This window comes from Thalassospira sp. CH_XMU1458 (assembly GCF_037027205.1).
Taxonomy (GTDB): Bacteria; Pseudomonadota; Alphaproteobacteria; order Rhodospirillales; family Thalassospiraceae; genus Thalassospira; species Thalassospira tepidiphila.
Genome location: NZ_JAYMDW010000001.1, coordinates 168,974 through 188,702, shown reverse-complemented (window position 1 = coordinate 188,702; position 19,729 = coordinate 168,974). Strand labels below are relative to the sequence as shown.

16 protein-coding genes are annotated in these 19,729 nt (G+C 57.0%); 12 read left to right on the top strand and 4 right to left on the bottom strand.

Annotated features, from left to right (window positions below; all coding sequences use genetic code 11):
• Positions 1–142 precede the first annotated feature (142 nt).
• Both pyrF and WBY09_RS00820 read left to right on the top strand, forming a co-directional pair.
• Positions 143–865 carry an orotidine-5'-phosphate decarboxylase gene (pyrF, locus tag WBY09_RS00825; protein WP_336231810.1) on the top strand — a complete coding sequence of 241 codons (723 nt, stop codon included), beginning with the start codon at positions 143–145 and terminating at the stop codon, positions 863–865.
• A gap of 231 nt (positions 866–1,096) precedes the next feature.
• Complete coding sequence (locus WBY09_RS00820) at positions 1,097–2,305, top strand: MFS transporter (protein WP_336231809.1); 1,209 nt, start codon at positions 1,097–1,099, stop codon at positions 2,303–2,305.
• 67 nt (positions 2,306–2,372) lie between these two features.
• Here the strand turns inward: WBY09_RS00820 and WBY09_RS00815 are convergent, their stop codons facing one another.
• Complete coding sequence (locus tag WBY09_RS00815; RefSeq protein ID WP_287443524.1) at positions 2,373–3,176, bottom strand: TSUP family transporter; 804 nt, start codon at positions 3,174–3,176, stop codon at positions 2,373–2,375.
• Between the two features lie 175 nt (positions 3,177–3,351).
• Between WBY09_RS00815 and mutM the strand changes: the two genes are divergently transcribed.
• From mutM to gyrB, 7 genes are all read left to right on the top strand, one after another.
• A complete protein-coding gene (gene mutM / locus WBY09_RS00810) occupies positions 3,352–4,191 on the top strand; it encodes a bifunctional DNA-formamidopyrimidine glycosylase/DNA-(apurinic or apyrimidinic site) lyase (RefSeq protein WP_008888962.1) in 840 nt (279 codons plus the stop codon).
• A gap of 186 nt (positions 4,192–4,377) precedes the next feature.
• Positions 4,378–5,154 (top strand): enoyl-CoA hydratase, encoded by a 777-nt coding sequence (locus WBY09_RS00805; protein WP_336231808.1) that lies wholly within the window; start codon positions 4,378–4,380, stop codon positions 5,152–5,154.
• Between the two features lie 186 nt (positions 5,155–5,340).
• Positions 5,341–5,601 (top strand): 30S ribosomal protein S20, encoded by a 261-nt coding sequence (gene rpsT, locus WBY09_RS00800; RefSeq protein ID WP_008888964.1) that lies wholly within the window; start codon positions 5,341–5,343, stop codon positions 5,599–5,601.
• 389 nt (positions 5,602–5,990) lie between these two features.
• Complete coding sequence (dnaA, locus tag WBY09_RS00795; protein WP_336231807.1) at positions 5,991–7,556, top strand: chromosomal replication initiator protein DnaA; 1,566 nt, start codon at positions 5,991–5,993, stop codon at positions 7,554–7,556.
• A gap of 329 nt (positions 7,557–7,885) precedes the next feature.
• Complete coding sequence (gene dnaN / locus WBY09_RS00790; RefSeq protein ID WP_008888966.1) at positions 7,886–9,004, top strand: DNA polymerase III subunit beta; 1,119 nt, start codon at positions 7,886–7,888, stop codon at positions 9,002–9,004.
• Positions 9,005–9,068: 64 nt separating this feature from the next.
• Entirely contained in the window at positions 9,069–10,226 is a 1,158-nt protein-coding gene (gene recF / locus WBY09_RS00785) for a DNA replication/repair protein RecF (protein WP_120224631.1), read from the top strand.
• A 22-nt stretch (positions 10,227–10,248) separates the two neighbouring features.
• Positions 10,249–12,705: a DNA topoisomerase (ATP-hydrolyzing) subunit B gene (gene gyrB / locus WBY09_RS00780; protein WP_336231806.1), complete on the top strand. Its 2,457-nt coding sequence runs from the start codon at positions 10,249–10,251 to the stop codon at positions 12,703–12,705.
• Between the two features lie 115 nt (positions 12,706–12,820).
• Here gyrB and WBY09_RS00775 read toward each other — a convergent pair whose 3' ends face one another.
• The 3 genes from WBY09_RS00775 to WBY09_RS00765 all read right to left on the bottom strand — a co-directional run bounded on the left by WBY09_RS00775 (position 12,821) and on the right by WBY09_RS00765 (position 16,050).
• The gene (locus tag WBY09_RS00775; RefSeq protein ID WP_336231805.1) at positions 12,821–14,200 is read right to left on the bottom strand and encodes an aspartate aminotransferase family protein; all 1,380 of its coding nucleotides are present in this window, start codon (positions 14,198–14,200) and stop codon (positions 12,821–12,823) included.
• A gap of 102 nt (positions 14,201–14,302) precedes the next feature.
• Positions 14,303–15,349: a histone deacetylase family protein gene (locus tag WBY09_RS00770; protein WP_336231804.1), complete on the bottom strand. Its 1,047-nt coding sequence runs from the start codon at positions 15,347–15,349 to the stop codon at positions 14,303–14,305.
• Positions 15,346–16,050 (bottom strand): GntR family transcriptional regulator, encoded by a 705-nt coding sequence (locus tag WBY09_RS00765; protein WP_336231803.1) that lies wholly within the window; start codon positions 16,048–16,050, stop codon positions 15,346–15,348. The genes WBY09_RS00770 and WBY09_RS00765 overlap by 4 nt, the downstream gene beginning before the upstream one ends.
• A gap of 188 nt (positions 16,051–16,238) precedes the next feature.
• Here WBY09_RS00765 and WBY09_RS00760 point away from each other — a divergent pair, with 188 nt between their 5' ends.
• The 3 genes from WBY09_RS00760 to WBY09_RS00750 all read left to right on the top strand — a co-directional run bounded on the left by WBY09_RS00760 (position 16,239) and on the right by WBY09_RS00750 (position 19,728).
• Positions 16,239–17,009 (top strand): class II aldolase/adducin family protein, encoded by a 771-nt coding sequence (locus tag WBY09_RS00760; RefSeq protein WP_063085955.1) that lies wholly within the window; start codon positions 16,239–16,241, stop codon positions 17,007–17,009.
• Positions 17,010–17,124: 115 nt separating this feature from the next.
• On the top strand, positions 17,125–18,657 hold the full coding sequence (locus WBY09_RS00755; protein WP_336231802.1) for an ABC transporter substrate-binding protein: 1,533 nt from the start codon (positions 17,125–17,127) through the stop codon (positions 18,655–18,657).
• 93 nt (positions 18,658–18,750) lie between these two features.
• Complete coding sequence (locus WBY09_RS00750) at positions 18,751–19,728, top strand: ABC transporter permease (protein ID WP_336231801.1); 978 nt, start codon at positions 18,751–18,753, stop codon at positions 19,726–19,728.
• Position 19,729 lies beyond the last annotated feature (1 nt).

Genomic DNA, 19,729 nt, shown 5'->3' with positions numbered 1-19,729 from the left:
TGCCGCATGGCGTCAATGTCTGTTCGAAAGCCGATTTGACATTGGCCTTTGTGGCCAAATCGGCTAAGCCATGTCCGGTCCGCTATGAAATTTGCTGCGAAAAGCTGGGCCATGACCCATTGCCAGCCCGCCGGAGGACCCCATGACCCAGACCCTTGCCGCCAAAGACCGCATCTATTGCGCGATTGATACCACCGATCTTGATCATGCAATCAATCTGGCATCGAAGCTGTCGGGTGTTATTGGCGGGGCCAAGCTTGGCAAGGAATTCTTCGCAGCCCACGGGCCACAAGGGGTCAGGGCGGTTGCCAAAACCGGCATGCCGATCTTCCTTGATGTCAAATATCACGATATCCCCAACACGGTGGCCGGGGCCATTCGTGCTGTGACGCCATTGGGTGTCAGGATCGTCAATGTCCATGCCGCCGGTGGTTTGGAGATGATGAAACGTGCCGGTGATGCGGCGCGCGAAGCCGCCGACAAGGCTGGCGTCGATGTACCGTGGGTGATCGCTGTAACCATCCTGACCAGCATGGACCAGAGCGATCTTGACGATGTCGGCCTCAAGGGCCCGATTGAAGATCGCGTGGTCAAGCTGGCGGAATTGACCCGAAAGGCCGGTCTGGACGGTGTTGTCTGCTCCGCACAGGAAATCACCCCGGTGCGCAAGGCACTCGGCCCGGACTTCAAGCTGATCACACCGGGTATTCGCCCAAGCTGGGCGGCAAGTGACGATCAGAAACGCATCGTTACCCCGGCCGATGCCGTCGCCATGGGAAGTGACGTTCTGGTGATTGGTCGCCCGATCACCAAGGCCGAAGATCCAGTTGCTGCGGCGCAAAAAATCGTCGCCGAACTTTCCTGATCGACGATCCTCAATCTCTGCCTGTGCTGCATCATGCCTGTGCCTCGCTGTAATCCGGGCGCGACAGGCTGCCATGCAAATTTCGCGATGGATTTGTTCACCGCATTATCTCAGAATTGAATCGTTTCAAAATTTGCTGCATGATGCATATCTCGCAGCTGCACAAAACGTTGGCCGCGCCACCCGCGTCACTCGCGCCACCTGCGCCAAAGTTGATCTGGATATTCTGACATGACAGATACCGTCATCCGCCCCGGATTTTTCGGGAACCTGCCGATTCTGGCCCTCGCCCTTGCGTCATTCGGGATCGGCACCACCGAGTTTGTCATTATGGGGCTTCTGCCCGATGTGGCGCTTGATCTTGGTGTGAGCATTCCCGATGCCGGGTTGCTGGTGACGGGTTATGCCCTCGGTGTCACGTTTGGCGCGCCGTTTTTGGCGATTGCCACCGCGCGCATGGACCGCCGGCGGGCATTGCTGCTGCTGATTTCGATCTTCATTCTCGGCAACTTCCTGTGTGCGATTGCCCCTGATTACTGGCTTTTGATGGCCGCCCGTGTGGTCACCGCATTTTGCCACGGTGCGTTCTTCGGGCTGGGCGCTGTTGTCGCCTCAAACCTTGTCGCGCCACATAAACGGGTTCAGGCGATTGCCCTGATGTTTTCCGGTCTGACGCTGGCCAATGTGCTGGGCGTACCGTTTGGCACGGCCCTTGGTCAGGAACTTGGCTGGCGTTCGACCTTCTGGGCAGTGGTGGCAATCGGTGTTATTGCCGCCAGCGCGCTTTATGTTGCCCTGCCGCGCCAGATTGCCGCATCGACGGGCAGTCTGTGGCTTGAAGCCAAGTCGCTTGGCAAAAAACAGGTTCTGCTGGCGATGCTGATTTCGGTTCTGGCCTCGGCCAGCTTGTTCAGTGTCTTTACCTATATCACTCCGATGTTGCAGGAAATCACCGGCATTACCCCGCGTCAGGTAACCTATGTGTTGCTGCTGTTCGGGGTTGGCTTGACTGTCGGCAACTATATCGGTGGGCGTTTGGGGGACTGGCGTTTGATGCCCGCCATCATCATGGCCTTTGCTTTGCTGATTGCGATTCTTGCCCTGTTTACCGAAACGCTGACGTCGGTCATTCCGGCAGTCGCAACCGTGATGCTGTGGGGCGTGGTTGCCTTTGCCCTGGTGTCCCCGCTTCAGATGCGCGTGGTGAACGAGGCATCCGATGCGCCCAACCTTGCCTCTACCCTTAATCAGGGTGCCTTTAACCTTGGCAATGCGGCGGGCGCATGGTTTGGCGGTATCGCCATCACCCAGGGCGTTTCCTATCAGCATATCCCGTGGCTGGGAGCCGGAATTGCGGTTCTGGCCCTGTTGGCAACGGTCTGGAGCCATTTGCTTGATCGCCGCGACGAAGTCCTTGTCGAAAACGGCGCCAGCGCCTGAGTAAAACAAAACCCGTCAGCCTCAAGCTTGACGGGTTTTTCTTTGTCCGGTCGATGAACGGTATAGCTCAGCTTACCCAGTGGCGAATCTGATCCCAGCTTTGGCTGATGGTGGTTCCATACTGATCAATGATCAGCTTGATCGATATCGCGATTGATGTGACGACCAGAAGCGGCCGTACCAAACGTGCGCCGACCTTCATCACCATATGTGATCCGATCTGTGCGCCGATCAATGCGCCAACGGCCATCACCCCACCAACAATCCAGACGACCTCACCCCCGGCGATAAACATCACCAAGGATGCAAAGTTCGAGGTGAAATTCAGAACCTTGGTATGGGCGGTGGCCTTGGTCATGTTGAAACCAAGCAGGGCAACAAAGGCGATGGAAAAGAACGATCCGGTGCCCGGCCCAAAGAAGCCGTCATAGAACCCGATGCCAAACCCGGCGGTAAAGGCAAAGGTCGCTTTGCCAATCATCTGATGGGCGTCAATGTCACCCACACGCGGCGAAAACAGGAAATAAAGCGCAATCAGGATCAAAAGCCCCGGCAGGATGGTCATCAGAATACCGGGATCAAGCATCTGAACCAGAACCGTACCGAGTGCTGATCCGGCAAAGGTCAGGACAATCGCCAAAACCATATCGCGCGGATCAACATGCCCCTTGCGAATGAAATTAAGCGACGCACTGAAACTGCCAAAACTGCCTTGAAGCTTGTTGGTCGCCAATGCCTGGGCCGGGGTAACACCCGCCCATAACAGGGCCGGGATGGTAATCAACCCGCCGCCACCTGCAATCGCATCGACAAAACCGGCAAGGGTGGCAACCGCAAACAGGATCACCAAAAGATCAAAACCAAATTCCATCTGGGCGCTTTCAAATTTGGGCGCGACCGCACAACTGGGGGCGATGCGGTCTGTCAAAACAGCGCACATCATATGGCTTTGCGTGCACGCGTCCAGTGGGATCGATTTCAGTCGTTGAATTGCGCGCAAGCCGTAGTCTAAAAGTCACACACCCTTGTTTATATGAGTTCCAGATATGCCCGAATTGCCAGAGGTCGAAACAGTCACCCGTGGTCTGACACCCGTCATGGAAGGACGGGTGGTCAATCATGTGGTACAGCGACGTGCGAACCTGCGCTTTCCCTTCCCGGAGGGGTTTGTTGATCGCATGGCCGGGCGCACCATCAATCAGCTGACCCGGCGGGCAAAATACATTCTGGGCTACCTTGATGACGGGCAGGTGCTGCTGATCCATCTTGGCATGTCTGGTCGCATGACCATTCACAATGATCCGACTGTCGAGGTGCCCGAAGCCGGCAAGCATGACCATGTCGATTTCGTCATGGCCGATGGGGCTGTGGTGCGGTTCAACGATCCGCGGCGCTTCGGTGTCATTACCCTGATCGCGGGCGACGAGGTCGCAAGCCACAAGATGCTGGCCGGTATCGGGCCTGAACCACTTGGCAATGCGTTTAATGCCGATGTGCTGGCGGCAGGAATCGCCAAACGGGCAAGTCCGATCAAGACCGTATTACTGGATCAGAAACTGGTGGCTGGTCTTGGCAATATCTATGTCTGCGAAGCCCTATTTCGATCGGGCATCGCACCGGACCGTCTGGCAAAGGATCTTAAACCCGGCGAGATCGAACGGCTGTATCGTGAAATCCGTCTGGTGCTTGAAGATGCGATTGCTGCCGGTGGCTCAAGCCTTAAGGACTACCGCCAAAGCAATGGCGAGCTTGGCTATTTCCAGCACAATTTCCGTGTCTATGGCCGCGAAGGCGAAACCTGCATCGCCGATGGCTGCGATAGCACCATCGCGCGTATTGTTCAGGCCGGACGGTCGACCTTCTTCTGCCCAACCTGCCAGAAATAATATGGGCGGTGCCCGTCTCTGAAAGTCGGGGTAGCTAAAGGTGCCGATAACAGGTTCGGTTGCGGCCCGGGATCAAAATCGGTAAAACAGTATCAAATTATGGTTTCAGGCGAATCGGCCCGATAACCCCACAGCGACTCTCACCCGGAGTCCCACGGGCCGAACAGCGATAAAAGGATCACTTGCATGTCTTATGAAAACATCATCGCCGAGAAAAAGGGCAATGTCGGCCTGATCACGCTTAACCGTCCCAAGGCGCTCAATGCGCTGTGTGATGCGCTGATCAAGGATATCGGTGCCGCCCTTGATGATTTCGAATCCGATGAAGACATCCGCGCCATCGTCATTACCGGGTCGGACCGTGCCTTTGCCGCCGGTGCCGACATCAAGGAAATGGCCGATTACGACTATATGGATGTCTATAAGAACGACTTCATCACCAAGGGCTGGACCCGCGTTGCAAGCTGCCGCAAGCCGACCATTGCCGCGGTCGCCGGATTCGCATTGGGCGGTGGCTGTGAAATGGCGATGATGTGCGACATCATGATTGCCGCCGACACCGCCAAGTTCGGTCAGCCGGAAATCACCATCGGCACCATTCCCGGTGCGGGCGGGACACAGCGCCTGACCCGTGCGGTTGGCAAGGCCAAGGCGATGGAAATGTGCCTGACCGGGCGCATGATGGATGCCGAGGAAGCCGAACGTGCCGGACTGGTCGCGCGAATCGTTCCGGCCGACTCGCTGCTTGATGAAGCCATGCAACTGGCCGAAAAGATCGCCTCCTTCTCGGGCCCGGTATCGATGAAGGTCAAGGAATCGGTCAACAAGGCCTATGAGATGACCCTGACCGAAGGCCTGATGTTCGAACGTCGCGAATTCCATTCGACCTTCGCACTCGAAGATCGCTCCGAAGGCATGAAAGCCTTTGGCGAGAAACGCAAGCCCGCCTTCAAGCACCGCTGATTGCTAGGTGATCAGGGCAAGTTGACCTCTGATTCCATGCCTGCATATCTGCCTTGCGGCGCAAAAGAGTCCGAAGCCGCAGAAATTGAGGCATTATGGCGGTATCGGGGGTTGACGAGGGTTTCGGACAGAGCTATAAGCCGCGCTCCGAATTACGTAACATTTGTTTGAAGAGACAGGTTCGCAATGGCTCACCATAAATCGGCCAAGAAGCGCATTCGCCGCAACGCCGCACGTGCAGAAGTTAATGGTGCACGTATCGGTCGCATTCGTACCTTCGTTAAGAAGGTCGAGGCTGCGCTGAACACTGGCGATAAAGATGCTGCTCTGGCTGCGATGAAAATCGCTGAGCCGGAAATGGCGCGTGGCGCACAGCTTGGTGTTCTGCACAAGAACACCGTTGCTCGCAAGGTTTCGCGCCTGACCGCGCGTATCAAAGCGCTTTAATTTATCCCTTACGGGATGGCGAGTCGAAGGCCGCACCTCGGGTGCGGCCTTTTCGCTGCCCGGATTTCGCAGAATCACCTTTTGTTCCTTGGTTGCGCGGGTGCAAGAAACCGCAGAAAACAAGGGACGTTTTGGTTGCGAAATCCTTTTAACGTTCTGTTAAAGATCGCCTTGCCTGATGTGGGTCACATCAGTACAGTGTTTGAACTTCGCAGGCCGCGCAAAGCGACCCGTGACGAAGAACTAAAAACAAAAGGCGCGAGTACACTTCCTGATTTTGTGGAAGGCCAACGTGTTGGTCACTGCGGTGATCAACGCGACACAGTATCGTTTTGTCTTTTGCGGTCTTTGTGGTGGTGAAATCGGGATATCGGGGAAAGGTTCTTACAGTGCAGCACGCCGTGAGGGACACACAATCGGCACTTGGGCAATCCAACGGGGGGATTGCGGGTGACCAGCACGCAGCACTTGATGATCACGCAGTGGCAACCTGGCAAGTCGTACGCGAAAAGCTGCGCGCCGAATTTGGCGCAACAGCCTATCGCTATTGGCTGGAGCCCGTTGCCCTGATGGCGGTAGAAGCCGGTGTGGCCCGTTTGGGTGCACCGACTCGTGCCATGCGTGACTGGGTGACGCAGCACTATCTCGACCGTATCCAGAATTTCTGGCACGCCGAAGATTCCGATGTGCATTTCGTTGAAATCAATATCGTTTCGGGCGCGACTGCGCAGAACGATGCGTCTGCCTCGGGTTCTTCTTCTGCCAAGTCGACATCGGCAAACGCCACGACCGCGCGTACGAAATCTGCGCGTACTTCCCATTCCTCAGGCCATGCCCCAAGCCACTCCACGGAAAACAACACCTTGGTCAGTGCGCCGTCCCCGTCAAACGGATCGGGCCGCACCGCCATTGCCAGCATGTCTGATGACGGCATCTCGGCTGCCCTGGATCCGCGCTACACTTTTGATAACTTCGTGCTGGGCAAACCAAACGAGTTCGCCTATGCCGCCGCCCGCCGGCTGGCAGAGGCCGAATCAGTGCCGTTCAACCCGCTGTTCCTCTATGGTGGCGTTGGTCTTGGTAAAACCCACCTGATGCATGCGATTGCCTGGCATATCCGCCGCACTCAGCCGCACCGCACGGTGATCTACCTATCGGCCGAAAAATTCATGTATCGCTTCATCCGGGCGCTGCGCGACAAGAACACGGTCGATTTCAAGGACCAGTTCCGCTCGGTTGATGTGCTGATGGTGGATGATGTCCAGTTCATCTCGGGCAAGGATTCGACCCAGGAAGAATTCTTCCACACGTTCAATGCGCTGGTCGATCAGGGCCGTCAGATCATTGTGTCTGCGGATAAATCGCCCTCCGATCTTGAAGATATCGAAGAACGTCTGCGTTCGCGTCTAGGCTCTGGCCTTGTGGCCGATATTCACGCCACCACGTATGAACTGCGTCTGGGCATTTTGGAGGCCAAGGCCGAACGTCAGGGTGTCGAACTTCCCCAGCGTGTTATGGAATTCCTTGCCCACAAGATCACCGCCAACGTGCGTGAGCTCGAAGGCGCGCTTAACCGCGTGATTGCTCATTCCCAGCTGGTTGGTCGCGAGATCGGGCTGGAAATGGTTCAGGACATCCTCCATGACGTCCTGCGCGCTTCCGAGCGCCGGGTTTCGATCGAGGAAATCCAGAAACGCGTGGCCGAGCATTTCAACATCAAGGTGTCCGACATGCATTCCGCCCGCCGTGCGCGTGCGGTCGCCCGTCCGCGTCAGGTGGCAATGTATCTGTCCAAGCAGCTCACCACCCACTCGTTGCCGGAAATTGGCCGCAAGTTTGGCGGTCGTGACCACACAACGGTAATGCATGCGGTGCGCAAGATCGAAGAACTGCACGGAACGGATCCATCGCTCTGCGAAGATATCGATCTTCTGCGTCGGATGCTCGAAAGCTGATTGCGCGTAAAAGCCTGTCGAAATGTTGTTGTTCAAGATGAAATCCGCCGTGTTTTCCGGCGGATTTTGTTTTTGAAACAGCTGGATTTTTAGCTGCAATTTTATCGTCGAAACTGCGAGTCGCGCGGTTTGCGCCGCTTTGCGCGTTCGGGGCGTATTTTTGTCCGCCGACTCCTTTTATTTGCTTGGGTTTAGGCCGTAAAAATCCTTCGATTTCCAAGCCAGCATGTTATAATGCGATTTCCGCACCCGAAAGGGTGTGGGTCAGGTAAGAAAACCGATTAAAAATCAATTTGTTAAACGAATACTGACAGACGGATAGGACGGGCATGAAGCTGACCATCGAACGCGCGGCGCTGTTGAAATCGCTGACCCATGTTCAAAGCGTTGTTGAACGACGTAACACCATTCCGATTCTGTCCAATATTTTGCTCCGGGCAGAGAATGATCGTCTTGCGCTGACCGCGACCGATATGGATCTCGAAGTCATCGAAACCACGACGGCCGAGGTGTCCGAACCGGGCGCGACCACCACCCCTGCCCATACCCTCTATGAAATCGTGCGCAAGCTGCCCGAAGGCTCCCAGGTGCAAATCTCGCTTGAGCCGGGTGCGGGCCGCTTGACCCTTTCTGCCGGTCGTTCGAAGTTCAATCTTGCCGTTCTGCCGGTTGATGATTTCCCGGTAATGTCCGGTGGCGACCTTCCGGTCAGCTTCGGTCTGGCTGCGGCTGAGCTGCGCGGCCTGATTGATCGTGCCGAGTTCGCGATTTCGACCGAGGAAACCCGTTACTACCTCAACGGTATCTATTTCCATGCCACCGACGCCGAAGGCACCAAGATCCTGCGCGCGGTTGCAACCGATGGTCACCGTCTGGCGCGCGTCGAGGCGCCGCTGCCTGATGGTGCGGAAAACATGCCGGGCGTCATCGTGCCGCGTAAAACCGTTGGTGAACTGCGCAAACTGATCGAGGAAACCGGCGAAGCCGTCGATATCGCGCTGTCTGATACCAAAATCCGCTTTGGTTTCGGCGATGCGGTTCTGACCTCGAAGCTGATTGACGGCACCTTCCCGGATTACGAACGCGTGATCCCGTCGGGCAATGACAAGACCCTTGATATCGAATGCAAGGCATTTGCCGATGCGGTCGACCGTGTGTCGGCCATCTCGATTGAAAAATCCCGTGCGGTAAAGGTTGTTCTGTCGGGCAATACCCTGACCCTTTCGGCCTCCAGCCCCGAACACGGCACCGCGTCCGAGGAGCTTGAAATCAACTACGACGCCGAGGATATCGAAATCGGCTTTAACTCGCGCTATCTGCTCGACATCGCCAAGCAGGTAAAGGGCGACACCCTGAACCTTCTGATGTCGGACGGATCCAGCCCGACCATTCTGCGTGACACCGACGACCTTTCGGCATTGTACGTTCTGATGCCGATGCGTGTTTGACGGTTAGTACGATCAAGCTGTGGCTGCTCTTGCCAATAACCTCATGCCAAAAGACGGGGTGTCGATGACAAGCCGTCTTGCTGTTTCCCGCATCCAGCTCAGCGAGTTTCGCTGTTACGAAGGCCTGCGTCTGTCGCTTGACAGCTCGCCGGTCGTGCTGACGGGGCCAAACGGGGCGGGCAAGACCAACCTGCTTGAGGCGGTCTCGCTTCTGGCACCGGGCGGTGGATTGCGCAGGGCCAAGCTGGGCGAAATTGCCCGAAGCACCCCGCCAACCGATAACGGCGCACTTCGGGCCTGGGCCGTGGCCGCAGATGTCGATACGCCGGACGGGGCGTTTCAATTGGGCACCGGTCTTGATCCGGCCGCCCTTGAACAGGGTCGCGAACGGCGTGCTGTCCGCATCGATGGACAGGCCCAGCGTGGTCAGGCCGCCTTGGGCCGGGTTTGTGCCGCGGTCTGGCTGACGCCGCAAATGGATCGACTGTTTCTGGATGGTCCGTCGGCCCGCAGGCGCTTTCTGGATCGGCTGGTATATGGCCTTGATCCCGACCACAGCAGCCGCGTTGCCGCCTACGAGCATTCGCTGCGCTCACGCGCCAAGTTGCTTAAGGAAGGCAAGGCGGATGATAAATGGCTGACCTCGATCGAGGATTCGATGGTGCGCCATGGCATTGCGGTTGCGGTCGCACGTGCAGAATTGCTCGAACGGTTGCGTCGTGCCGGGACCATGGCCATCGGACCATTTCCGGCCGCCCGTCTGGCGCTGACCGGGGACCTTGAAGACTGGCTGGAAAACCTGCCAGCGGTCGAGGTCGAAGACAAAATGCGGGCCGCATTGCGCGACGGACGTTCACGTGATGCGACCTATGGCGGGGCGGTGGTCGGCCCTCAACGCAGTGATCTGCTGGTCTGGCACGATGCAAAGGGCCAGTCGGCGGATCAATGTTCCACCGGGGAACAAAAGGCGTTGTTGCTGTCGATCATTATGGCCAATACCCGCCTGCAGACAAAGGCACGCGGGGCTGGCCCGCTCTTGTTGCTTGATGAAGTGGTTGCGCATCTCGATGCAGAACGCCGCAGCCACTTGTTTGATGAAATCGTGGCGCTTGGCGTCCAGGCCTGGATGACAGGCACGGACCGGGCGCTGTTTGAAGGTTTGGACGGTCGTGCGCAATTCTTCCGCGTGGAAGATGCCACACTGACCCTTGAAACCACTTAGTGAATGCCGAGGTTCTGACCCTATGACCAACGAAACCGAAACGCCGAACACTGGTGAACAGTCGCAGGAGTATGGCGCAGAATCGATCAAGGTTCTTAAGGGCCTTGAAGCTGTGCGCAAACGTCCGGGCATGTATATCGGCGATACCGATGACGGTACCGGTTTGCACCATATGATCTACGAAGTCGTCGATAACGCAATCGACGAAGCCTTGGCCGGTCACTGCGATACCGTCTGGGTCCAGCTTAACGGCGATGGCTCTGCCACCATCCGCGATAACGGCCGTGGCATTCCGACCGACATGCACAAGGAAGAAGGCGTTTCCGCCGCCGAGGTCATCATGACCCAGCTGCATGCCGGCGGTAAGTTTGACCAGAACTCCTACAAGGTTTCCGGTGGTCTGCACGGCGTGGGCGTGTCGGTGGTGAACGCGCTGTCGACGCTGCTCAAGCTCCGCGTCTGGCGTAACGGCAAAGAACACTACATGGAGTTTTCCGGTGGTGACGCGATCAAGCCGCTTGAGGTTGTCGGTGATGCACCGCTGACCGCGGATGGCACGCCGCTTTCGGGGACCGAAGTGACCTTCTACCCGGATGCCGAAATCTTCACCATGACCGATTTCGACCTGCCGACGCTGGAACACCGCCTGCGTGAACTGGCCTTCCTGAACTCTGGCGTGATCCTGACGCTGCGTGATGAACGCAGTGGCGAACCGACCGAAATGAAACTGCATTACGAAGGCGGTATTCGCGCCTTTGTCGAATATCTTGACCGTAACAAGGCCCGTCAGATCGAAGAAGCCATTTGCATCGAAGGCGAAAAAGACGGCATCACCGTCGAAGTCGCCCTGCAATGGAATGACAGCTACCACGAAACCACGCTGTGCTTTACCAACAACATCCCGCAGCGTGATGGCGGGACGCATATGGCCGGTTTCCGTGCTGCTCTGACCCGTCAGATCAACAGCTACGCCCAGGAAAGCGGCATCGCCAAAAAGGAAAAGGTCGCCCTTTCCGGTGATGATGCCCGTGAAGGTCTGTCTTGCGTGATTTCGGTCAAGGTTCCGGACCCGAAATTCTCGTCCCAGACCAAGGACAAGCTGGTCTCGTCCGAAGTCCGCCCAGTCGTTGAAAACATCGTCAATGACAAGCTTGCCCAATGGCTTGAAGAACATCCGCAGGACGCGCGCAAGATCGTCTCCAAGGTGGTCGAAGCGGCCTCTGCCCGTGAAGCGGCCCGTAAGGCCCGCGAACTGACCCGCCGCAAGGGCGCGCTTGATATCTCGTCCCTGCCGGGCAAATTGGCTGACTGTCAGGAACGCGATGCGTCCAAAGCCGAACTGTTCATCGTGGAGGGTGATTCCGCAGGTGGTTCGGCCAAACAGGGCCGCGAACGTGGTTTCCAGGCCATCCTTCCGCTGCGCGGTAAGATCCTCAACGTCGAACGCGCACGCTTTGACAAGATGCTCTCAAGTCAGGAAATCGGCACCCTGATTACCGCCATGGGCACCGGTATTGGCCGCGATGACTTCAATATCGAAAAGGCCCGCTACCACAAAATCATCATCATGACTGACGCCGACGTCGATGGTGCGCATATCCGAACCCTGCTTCTGACCTTCTTCTATCGTCAGATGCCCGAACTGATCGAACGCGGCTATCTCTATATCGCACAGCCGCCGCTTTATCGCGCCAAACGCGGTAACTCGGTCCAGTATCTCAAGGACGACCGCGAGATGGAGCAATACCTGACCGCACAGGGCACCGAAGAAGCCGTGCTTACCCTTTCCGGTGGCCAACAGCTTGCCGGTCCGGATCTGGTGCGTGTGGTCGAACTGGCGCGTAAGGCCAAGGGCTTCCTGGAGCCGCTATCGATCAAGCTTCCGATTTCGGTGCTCGAACAGGCAACCCTTGCTGGCGCGTTGAACCCGGCTTTGCTCGATGACGATGGCAAACGCCTCGAAGCGGCCGAAACGCTCGCCAAACATCTTGATACCCTTGAAGAAGACTATGATCGCGGCTGGCACGGCGAAGCACCGCTTGATGAAATCGTGCTCTGGCGCATGTTGCGCGGCGTTGAACAACGTCACGTGATTGATGGCAACATCCTGCGCTCGGCCGAGGCCCGTGCGATTGCCGGTATCCTTGGCGAACTGCGCGAACTGTTTGAAAAGGGCGCAGAATTCGTTGCCAAGGACAAGACCTGGAAAATCAACGGTCCGGTCGATCTGGTCAATGCGGTGATGGAATATGGCCGCCGCGGCATTTCGGTCCAGCGTTATAAAGGTCTGGGCGAAATGAACCCGGATCAGCTTTGGGAAACCACGCTCGATCCGAACGTCCGTTCGCTGCTGCAGGTCAAAGTCGCCCACGCCGACGAGGCCGAGGAAGTCTTCTCGACCCTCATGGGCGACGTCGTCGAACCCCGCCGCGACTTCATTCAGTCGAATGCACTAAAGGTCGCGAACCTCGACGTATAAGCGACCTTGACGTTGTAAGATCACGCCAAGAAAAACAAAGCCGGAGATGGGAAAACCATCTCCGGCTTTTTCTTTGGTGCGCCTCGCGTGCTAATTTTGCGCGGCGATTTTCAGATCAGAGCATCCCTTCGGACTTCGCCCAATCAAGCGCCCGATCGAGTGCACGGCCGAGGCGGGCGTGGATTTCGCGCACGTCATCCTCGGTCACGATCAGCGGCGGGCAAAGTGCCACCGTGTCATAGACATTGCGGCAAATAAGCCCTTCCTCGGCGGCAAGGGCCACGACCTTGGCGGCAACAGTGCCGGGTTTACCAAACGGCTGTTTGGTTTTCTTGTCTGCCATCTCAAGGCCGGCAATCAGGCCGACACCGCGAATTTCGCCTATCAACGGATGATCGGCAAAGGCGCGCAAGCCATCCTGGAACATCGGTTCCAGACGTTTGGCATTGCCCATCAAATCGCGTTCTTCGATGATATTGAGGTTTTCCAGGCCAACCGCACAGGCAACCGGATGTCCGGTGCCGGTGAAGCCGTGGCCGAAATTGCCAAGCTTGGCAGTGTTATCGGCAATCGCGTTATAGACCTTGTCATTCACCACAATGGCCGCAAGCGGCATGTAGGACGAGGTCAGCTGTTTGGAAGTCACCAGAATGTCCGGGGTGAAGCCATATTTTTCACAGCCAAAACGCGCACCAGTCCGGCCGAAACCGTTAATGACTTCATCAGAAACGACCAGAATGTCGTACTTGTGGCAGATCTCGACCACACCCGGCCAGTAGCCTTCCGGCGGCGTCATCACACCACCGGCACCCATCACGGGTTCGCCAATAAAGGCCGCAATGGTTTCCGGGCCTTCGGCGATGATGGTGTCTTCAAGTTCCTTCAAAAGGCGCGCGGTGAATTCTGCTTCCGTCTCGCCCTCTTCGCCATAACGCCAGAAATGCGGGCAGCTCAGATGCGTCACCGGAATGGCCGGAAGGTCAAAGTCCTTCTGGTTGCCAGCAAGCCCGGTCAGCGAGCCCGATGCAATCGTAATCCCGTGATAGGCCTTGGTGCGCGACAGGAACTTCTTCTTTTCCGGGCGACCCAAACCGTTATTAAGGAACCAGGCCATTTTGACGACAGTGTCGTTGGCTTCCGACCCGGAATTGGTAAAGAACACACGGTTCAGGCCCTCGGGCGTCATTTCAACCAGCTTTTCGGCCAGACGGATCGATGGCTCGTGCGCCTTGTGGGCAAAGCTGTGGTAATAGGGCAGGCGTTTAAGCTGCGCATAGGCGGCATCGGCCAGACGGGTTTCAGAAAAGCCAACCGCAACTGACCAAAGCCCGGCAAGACCTTCGATATATTCCTTGCCTTCGCTATCGGTGACGCGGGCGCCATTGCCCTCGGCCATGATCATCGGGCCCTTTTCTTCGTGCAATCGCATATTGGTGTATGGATGCATCGAATGCGCGATGTCGGACATGTGGAGCGAATTCGGCCGATGGTTCATGTGAAACTCCCGTTCTGATGATGAGGCCCTGATATGGGGCGGCCATTTTGTTCTGCAGTATATGCGGTTGCGATCAAACCCGCCATTGGTGGCTGATGCGGGTCAGTTTCTCTCAAGTGCGGGTATTTTTGCGCCCAAATAACCCGAAAGAAAAGATGTCAGCGACGTGGTCAGTGATGGTGTCAGATATCCACCCTCTTGCACAATAACCGTCGGATAGCCCGCCGCAGCAATTTTTTCACCGGCACGGCGCAGTCCGTCCCAACTGACTTTCATGCCAAGCAACGGGTCGTCTTCGTGCGTATCAAGCCCAAGGCTGAGAACCAGCGCACCGGGATTGAACTCGGCAATACGGTCAAGGGCGGTATCGATTGCGGCAAGCCAGGCTGCATCCGTGGTGGTGCGAGGCAGGGGCAGATTAAGGTTATATCCTTCGCCATCACCCGATCCGGTCTCATAGGCAAAGCCGGTAAAGAACGGGTAATAGTCCGTGGGGTCGGCATGGATAGAGGCGGTCAGGACATCGTTACGATCATAAAAGATATCCTGCGTGCCGTTGCCGTGATGGACATCAATATCAAATATGGCGACGCGATCATGTGCGGTGCGCAGGCGTGCGGCCGCAATGGCGGCATTGTTTAGCAAACAATGCCCGGCGGCAATTTCGCCACTGGTGTGATGCCCTGCAGGCCGACACAGCGCATAGGCCTTGTCATCCCCCGCCAGCACGGCATCGGTCGCGGCAATGGCGCAATCGGCGGCACGCAGGGCCGCCTGCCAGCTGTACTGGCCAATCGGCGCAGACGTATCGCCCATATGCCAGCCCGCCTGGGCCAGAATGGTGTGTGGATAGGATGATGTCGCGGCACGCGGAAACACGTTGGGGACGACTTCCGGGCCTGCATCGGGCTGCTTTTGCCATTCATCCCAGGCGGTTTCGAGGAACTTTAAAAACCGCTTGGTATGAACGGTTTCAAGGGCTTCAATCGGGGCGCGTTCGGGTTCGGTGACCGACAGGGAAAGCGCGTCAAGACCTGCCAGCAAAAGCTTGGCGCGTTCGGCCTGCTCGGCATTGCGCTGGATCTTGCCATAGGTCAGCCGAAAGATCGGATCGTGTGTTTCGGTTTCTGGGGCATAGAAGCATTTCATGTCGACGTTTTGCCTTCTTCCAGAAGGCGGAACTGATCGATCACGATGCGTTGCGCCTCCGAAATGTGGTAGCGGATGGCCGAAACGGCCTTGGTGGCATCACGTGCCCGCAGGGCTTCAAGAATCGGTTCGTGTGTTTCTGCAATGCGGGTCGGATCGTCATACAACTGCCCGATCAGCATGATGCTGAACTCGGTTTCTATGGCGACCTGTTCGAACACCTGCAGGAATTTCGGGTTGTCGCTGCCAGTGCACATCAGCCGGTGAAACTGCATGTCGGCCTCGACCTGGGTGAAAATATCGGCCTCTTCGGTGGCAACCCGGTGAAGCTCGGCGACCTGTGCGCTCAGCGCTTCCTCGATCTCGTCGTTCCAGTTCTGCACCAGACGTTCGACCACGGCCGTCTCGATCGCCAGTCGCAACTCATACAGATCATCGAGCGCCTTTATCGAAATCTGACGCACAAAAAATCCCCGGTTCGGCTCGGATCTGACCAGTCCCGAACTTTCAAGCAACCTTGCGGCTTCACGGACGGGTGCCCGGCTGACGCCCAGTTCGCGGGCGACGACCGATTCGGATAACCGCGCACCCGGTGCAAGTTTTCCGCTAACGATTGCTTTGCTCAGCAACTTGGCAACCCGCTGTACGAGCCCTTCACGATCAATCTGTTGGAAGCCGGAGGACGGCTGTGTCTGTGTCATATGTAAGCCCGCAGAAGGTGGATTTGAATTCTTTGAATTAAGCCCGCAACAGACGCCAAAGAAAGATGCATGACTCCGGTCAGTCTAGGCAACGAATTGTAGATTGTCGACAATTTACTTGACTGCGCCGGGATCATCCCGCAGCCTTGAAGCAATCAAAAAAGCGACATAACGAAAGGGCGGCATTAATGCGCGATGCTATGAGTGATCAATCGATATCCGAAATCCGCCGCGATCTGGCTGCGGCCTATCGGTTGATCGCGCTCGAGGGCATGGATGACGGCATCTACACCCATATTTCCGCACGGCTCCCATCCGGACCGGGGGGCGAGCAACGCTTTCTGCTTAATCCGTTCGGCCTGCGGTTTGACGAAGTCACCGCGGCCAATCTGGTAACCGTCGATGAAACCGGTGCCGTGATTGATGACCCCTATGGTGCGGGGGTGAATGCCGCTGGCTTTACCATCCATTCGGCCGTTCACATGGCGCGTCATGATGCAGTTTGTGTGCTCCATACCCACACGGTGGCGGGTGTGGCGGTGTCATCAAACCAGGAAGGATTGCTGCCGCTCAATCAGTGGTCGGCACAGTTTTATGACCGGATTGCCTTCCATGACTACGAAGGCATTGCGCTTAATCTTGAGGAACGCGCCCGCATCGTTGCCGATCTCGGCGACAAGTCGGTTATGTTGCTGCGCAATCACGGGACGCTGCTTTTGGGTCGCTCAGTCGCTGAGGCGGTCAAGCTGGCCTTGAACCTTGAACGGTCCTGCAAGGCGCAGGTGGCCGCGCTGGGAATGGGCCTGACGCCGGTTGTGCTGGGCCATGACGTTGCCGAGCACACGGCCTCCCAATACCAGTCGATGTACGATTCTTATGAACAAAAGGGCAAACCAGACCCGGAATGGGCCGCCCAACTGCGCCGGCTTGATGCCAGCGCCCCGGGTTACCTCGGGTAACCTGTGCGCCTGGGTCACGCCTGTGGCCTTTGGTAAAACAAAACGTGCGTAACACCAATAAAAACAAGAACCTAAATGCAAAACACAATCAGGGAATGCTATGAAATATTTAAAGGTGACTACTTTTCTCATCGCCGCCGCCCTGGCCTCGCCAGTGGCGGCACAGGAAGCTGGCGGTCGGCTTGATATCGTTGTTCAGCCCGAACCACCGGGACTGATGCTCGGCCTCGTGCAGAATGGCCCGACCCAGCTTGTTGCAGGCGACATCTATGAAAGTCTGCTGCGCTATGACAGCGACCTGAACCCGATGCCGAGCCTGGCCAAAAGCTGGGAAATCTCCGACGACGGTCTGACCTACACCTTCAAGCTTAATGAAGGTGTCAAATGGCACGATGGCGAGCCGTTCACCGCCGATGACGTCGTTTTCTCTGCCGATGTTTTCCTGCGTGAGACCCATGCGCGTCTGCGTGCGTCGCTGGCCTATGTCAAAAGCATCACCGCACCGGATCCGATGACGGTTGTCTTCAAACTCAAGGAACCGTTTGGTCCGTTTATCAACGCCTTTGAAAACGGCACCATGCCGATCGTGCCCAAGCACATCTACGAAGGCACTGACTTTGCCAACAACCCGGCGAACGCCACCCCGATTGGCACCGGTCCGTTCAAGTTCAAGGAATGGGTCAAGGGCAGCCACATCCACCTTGTTAAGAACGAGGACTACTATGTCGATGGCCTGCCGTATCTCGATGAAGTCTTTTACCGTGTGATCCCGGATGCGGCTGCCCGTGCGGTGGCGTTCGAGACCGGCGAAGTTGATGTTCTGCCGGGCGGTTCGGTTGAAAACTGGGATATCCCGCGTCTGGCCGAAATGGATGGTGTTTGTGTCACCGAAAAGGGCTGGGAATTCCTCGCACCGCTGGCGTGGATGTGGCTTAACAACCGCGAAGGCCCGACCGCCAACGAGAAGTTCCGTCAGGCCGTCATGTACGCCATGGATCGTGAATTCATGCGCGACGTGGTCTGGAACGGCTTTGGTAAAGTTGCGACCGGTCCGATTGCGTCGAGCACCAATTTCTATTCCGATGACGTGACCATTTATGATCACAACCCGGACAAGGCCAAGGAACTTCTGGCCGAGATGGGCTATGACGGCGAACCTGTCCGCATCCTGCCGCTGCCATATGGTGAAACCTGGCAACGCTGGGCCGAGGCAGTGCGTCAGAATCTCAGCGAAGTCGGCATCAATGCCGAAATCGACAGCTCTGATGTCGCTGGGTGGAACGAAAAAACGTCCCAGTGGGATTACGACATGGCCTTCACCTATCTCTATCAGTACGGTGATCCGGCCCTTGGTGTGTCGCGCAACTATACCGCCGACCGCATCAAAAAAGGCAGCCCGTGGAACAATGTCGAAGGCTATGAAAACCTGGCACTCGATGAAAAATGGGCCGCTGCTGCGACGATGGTAACACCCGAAGAACGCGAAGCAGCCTATGCCGAAATCCAGAAGGAAATCGTCGATGACGTTCCGGTCGCCTGGATGCAGGAACTGACCTTCCCGACGATCTACCGTTGCAATGTCAACGATCTGGTGACCACGGCCATCGGTATCAATGACGGTCCACGTAACGCCTGGATCAAGAAGTAACATTGCGGGCGGACCGATTGCCGGTCCGCCCCCTTCTTTTCCTGATTGCCCGCATTTAGGCGGGATTTCAAATACGGGATGCTACGGGGACCTATGACCATATTCGCTGTCGTGGTGTCGCGGCTATCCAAGGCTATTTTGACCTTGTTGGCCATTGCGATTCTGAACTTTTTCCTCATCCATGCCGCGCCGGGCGACCCGGCTGTCGTGCTGGCCGGTGAAGCCGGTGCCGCTGACGAGCAGATGATCGAACAGCTGCGCGAACGCTTTGGCCTCGATCAGCCGCTTTATGTCCAGCTTGGCAAATATGTCGCCGGTATTGCGCAACTTGATCTTGGCTATTCCTTCCGCCAGGGCGCGCCTGTGGCCGAACTCATTGCCGATCGGTTGCCGGCAACCTTGCTGCTGACATTAACGGCCTTTGTTGTCTCGCTGGTTTTGGGCATCGCCTTTGGGGTTGCCGCTGCCGCACGCGTTGGCAAACCGTCTGATACCGTCCTGACCACGATGGCGCTTTTATTCTATGCAACACCGCTATATTGGCTGGCCCTTATGGCGGTTCTGGTGTTTTCCGTGTGGTTTGGATGGCTGCCGGGCTTTGGCTACGAAACTGTCGGGGCCAATTATACCGGTCTGGAACGCGTCCTTGATATTGGCAGCCACCTGATCCTGCCGGCCCTGACATTGGGGCTGTTCTTTACCGCGGTCTATATGCGCATGGCGCGTGCCTCCATGCTCGAAGTCTCGCAGCTTGATTTCGTCAAAACCGCCAAGGCCAAGGGCCTGTCGGATGCGGTCATTCGCCGTCGTCACATCCTGCGCAATGCCATTTTGCCGGTGGTGACCCTGGCAGGCTTACAGGCCGGTCAACTTGTCGGCGGGGCGGTTCTGACCGAAACGGTCTTTGCCTGGCCCGGTATTGGGCGCCTGATGTTCGAAAGCTTGGCTGCACGTGACTACAACACGATTTTGGGCGTGTTCCTTGTCTCGGCGGCCATGGTCATCCTGTTCAACATCGTGACCGACATTGTTTATCGCATTGTCGATCCCCGTATCGGAGCCCGTAGCTGAC

Coding starts and splice junctions, on each gene's coding strand:
- WBY09_RS00750 (WP_336231801.1), top strand. CDS start 18,751: ATGACCATATTCGCTGTCGTGGTGTCGCGGCTATCCAAGGCTATTTTG.
- pyrF (WP_336231810.1), top strand. CDS start 143: ATGACCCAGACCCTTGCCGCCAAAGACCGCATCTATTGCGCGATTGAT.
- rpsT (WP_008888964.1), top strand. CDS start 5,341: ATGGCTCACCATAAATCGGCCAAGAAGCGCATTCGCCGCAACGCCGCA.
- mutM (WP_008888962.1), top strand. CDS start 3,352: ATGCCCGAATTGCCAGAGGTCGAAACAGTCACCCGTGGTCTGACACCC.
- WBY09_RS00760 (WP_063085955.1), top strand. CDS start 16,239: ATGCGCGATGCTATGAGTGATCAATCGATATCCGAAATCCGCCGCGAT.
- WBY09_RS00775 (WP_336231805.1), bottom strand. CDS start 14,200: ATGAACCATCGGCCGAATTCGCTCCACATGTCCGACATCGCGCATTCG.
- dnaN (WP_008888966.1), top strand. CDS start 7,886: ATGAAGCTGACCATCGAACGCGCGGCGCTGTTGAAATCGCTGACCCAT.
- WBY09_RS00815 (WP_287443524.1), bottom strand. CDS start 3,176: ATGGAATTTGGTTTTGATCTTTTGGTGATCCTGTTTGCGGTTGCCACC.
- recF (WP_120224631.1), top strand. CDS start 9,069: ATGACAAGCCGTCTTGCTGTTTCCCGCATCCAGCTCAGCGAGTTTCGC.
- gyrB (WP_336231806.1), top strand. CDS start 10,249: ATGACCAACGAAACCGAAACGCCGAACACTGGTGAACAGTCGCAGGAG.
- WBY09_RS00765 (WP_336231803.1), bottom strand. CDS start 16,050: ATGACACAGACACAGCCGTCCTCCGGCTTCCAACAGATTGATCGTGAA.
- WBY09_RS00820 (WP_336231809.1), top strand. CDS start 1,097: ATGACAGATACCGTCATCCGCCCCGGATTTTTCGGGAACCTGCCGATT.
- WBY09_RS00770 (WP_336231804.1), bottom strand. CDS start 15,349: ATGAAATGCTTCTATGCCCCAGAAACCGAAACACACGATCCGATCTTT.
- WBY09_RS00805 (WP_336231808.1), top strand. CDS start 4,378: ATGTCTTATGAAAACATCATCGCCGAGAAAAAGGGCAATGTCGGCCTG.